This is a genomic window from Pseudomonas sp. 2995-3, from assembly GCF_002742565.1.
Taxonomy (GTDB): domain Bacteria; phylum Pseudomonadota; class Gammaproteobacteria; order Pseudomonadales; family Pseudomonadaceae; genus Aquipseudomonas; species Aquipseudomonas edaphica.
In genome coordinates, this window is sequence record NZ_LJSB01000466.1 from 1 (window position 1) to 231 (window position 231).

At 32.5% G+C, this 231-nt stretch carries 1 protein-coding gene; it reads left to right on the plus strand.

What is annotated here, in order from left to right; translation table 11 throughout:
- The coding region (locus AOA62_RS31075) for an RNA polymerase sigma factor (RefSeq protein ID WP_143521966.1) at positions 1–231 on the plus strand (231 nt) is incomplete at both ends.

Below are 231 nucleotides of genomic sequence, written 5' to 3' on the forward strand. Positions count from 1 at the left end.
AAATTCCATTATTCATGACTATCATCAGGCGGAAGATTTAACGCAGGATACATTTTGTAAAGCACTAGTTTCCTTTGATAAGTTTAAGGGGAATTGTAAACCTACTACATGGTTATATACATTAGCACATAACTCAGCCATTGATTATTTGCGTAAAAGAAAACCTTCTTCATTACTTGAAAACATTACTGACAATCTGAGCAATGATTCAATGCTTTTACCAGAATATGT